Source organism: Mucilaginibacter sp., from assembly GCF_036383575.1.
Classification (GTDB): Bacteria; Bacteroidota; Bacteroidia; order Sphingobacteriales; family Sphingobacteriaceae; genus Mucilaginibacter.
The window spans coordinates 1-2,685 of the sequence record NZ_DASVOB010000631.1; the positions used below are offsets into that span (position 1 = coordinate 1).

Genomic DNA, 2,685 nt, shown 5'->3' on the forward strand with positions numbered 1-2,685 from the left:
GACTGACAGTCCCTCTTTTGTCATCTTCACCTTCAGAATCCACGGATTTAAACACTCAGGATGACAATTAAAATTGATAGCCTTTTTCCTTACTTCTTACCCAACAACTGGATCTGGTAGCTAAAAGATGCCGTTTTTGCATACACCCTGTATTGCTCCAACGGCCTCGGACCGCAACCGTATGAACCTACACCTAAAGTTTTATGGCTAATGCATAACACCGTGCCCTTGCTTTTAGGGAGGTCTATTTTGTACTCCACATCGGTCATTTCCTCATCGCTGTATGGTAATGCGGTTACCTGGAAAAGCTCATCTGCTTGCCTGATAGCAATACCAGTACCTTTAGCAGTACTTACATTAGCCCAGCGTACATCTTCGTGGTTACCGCAATCCATCGGTTTTTCATAAGGCGTCATTTGCTGGGCTATGCTGCTTGTATAATGGCCAACATCAAAACCGCTTTTCCTGTCGGCATAATTTTCCATAGGGCCGCGGCCAAAGTATTCAAACTGGTTCAGGTCCTGTTTCAGGAACAGGCGTACGCCCAGTCTGCCAAGCACTACTTTATCATTGCCATTAAAGCTTACATTGTTATCCACTTTAATATTGCCATTGCTGTTGATGGTGTAAGTAGCCTGATGATGAACAACAAAATCGCGTTTGCCGGTACCTGTAAGGCAAACTTTTATTTCTACCTGGCCGGTAGCAAGCTCGGTGGCCTTAACCTCCTCGGTTTTCCAGGCTAAGTCTTTCAGGCCGTATTTTACCCAATAATCGTCATAAGCCCACATATCATCTTTGCGGTGCGGGGCACGCCATAGGTGCAGCGCAGGGCCGCCGTTATCCTGCAAAAGGTTTTCGCCATCTTTTTCCATTTTTGAAAAAGTGCCTTTCGCTTTATCAAACTCCAGGCTAAAGCCCGGGCCTTTTACTTTGATGTCATTACCGCCATCTGATAAAGCTAATTTACCTGTTGCCGATTGTTCTTTGGTAGCTGGAATAGCTATCGGCAACTCCAATTGCTGAGCAGCAACTTCGTATCCTTTTTTAGCCCATAAATTATCAGCAGTCTGATCAAACGAAACCCGCAGGAAATACTCGGCTCCCGGTTTAGGGGTAACGTTGTAAGGCACTTTTATATCTTGCTCTTCACCCGGTTTAATCTCTTTCAGTGCCAGGTTGCCTGACGATATGGTGGTGCCGTTTTCGCTAACTTCCCATTTGGCTGTAAAGCTGTTAAGGGTGATGAACTGGTAGCGGTTTTTTATGGTAACGATGCCATTTTTCAGATCTTTTGGGTGGATGCTGATCCATTGGTAGGCATGTTTCAACTCAGGGTAATGGGGTTTCAATGAACGATCAGAGAACACAACGCCTTTATGGATAAAGTACTGGTCGTTTGGATACTCGCCAAAGCCGCCGCCAAAAGCGGTTATCGGATGTTTAGGATCGCGGTTATTGTAGATCCCCTGATCCTGCCACTCCCAGATAGCGCCGCCTAATAACTGCGGGTATTTATCAAACAAATCGTTATAAATATCCACCGAACCCATGGAGTTGAACATGGCGTGGGCATATTCGCATAGATAAAATGGCTTGGTTAAAGTATTGTCGTTGGCATGTTTTTCAAGGTTTTCAACATCGGTATACATTTCGCTGTCCATATCGGCAGGGTTGTTTTTACCGATACCGAAACCCTGGTAGTGTGTAGGGCGGGTAGAGTCGATATCTTTGATCACTTTCAGGATAGCCCGGAAGTTTGAGCCGCCGCTACCGCATTCATTGCCTAAACTCCAGATCACAACCGAAGGGTGGTTTTTGAAGTTCTCCACATTGGCTACGTTCCTGTCAATTAACGCGGCTTTGATCCTTGGTTCTTCATTAAACTCATCCCAGGCTCCGTGGCTTTCTAAGTTGGCTTCGGCAACAAGGTAAATACCATACTGATCGCAGAGTTCATACCAGCGCGGATCATCCGAATAGTGGCAGGTACGCACGTGGTTACAGTTAGCTTGTTTGATCAGTACAAGGTCCCTGATCATTTGCTCTTCGGTAACCGCGTGACCGTCGTTAGGCCAGTTTTCGTGGCGGTTTACGCCTTTCAGCTTAATAGGCACGCCATTAACCAGGAACAGGCGGCCTTTGATCTCAATACTCCTGAAACCTGTGCGTGATGATAAGGTTTCGACAGCATTAGCACCATCATTAATTTTTACAACCGTAGTGTAAAGCTTTGGTGTTTCTGCTGTCCATTTTTGAGGGTTATTTACATGGAAGCTGGTTTCAACCGTTACTTCCTCACCAGGCTTCAGGGCCGGGATAGCTTTTTTTGCAGTTGCCCCAGGTACAGGCACGCTGCCGTTGTATAAAGCCACATCCAGTACGCGTGCTTTAACTGCAGCGGTGCCGTAGTTTTTTATTTTGGTTGATACCTGTACATCGGCATTCTTATACTGTTTATCGAGATTGGTTTTTACAAAATAGTCCCTGATATGTTCCTGCGGACTACTCCAAAGTGTTACATTTCTGAAAATGCCGCTCAGACGCCACATGTCCTGGTCTTCCAAATAGCTGCCTGTGGTAAAGCGGTAAACTTCAACAGCCAAAGTATTTTTGCCCGGCTTAAGGTACTTGGTAAGGTCAAACTCGGCGGCATTGCGGCTGTTTACGCTGTAACCCACTTTT

Annotated in this window: 1 protein-coding gene; it reads right to left on the reverse strand. The window is 45.9% G+C overall.

Annotation, left to right across the window (positions count from 1 at the left end; translation table 11 throughout):
• Window positions 1–89 precede the first annotated feature (89 nt).
• Window positions 90–2,685, reverse strand: a 2,596-nt coding sequence (locus VF500_RS22345) for a glycoside hydrolase family 2 TIM barrel-domain containing protein (RefSeq protein ID WP_330861798.1), incomplete at its 5' end; no start/stop codon positions are given.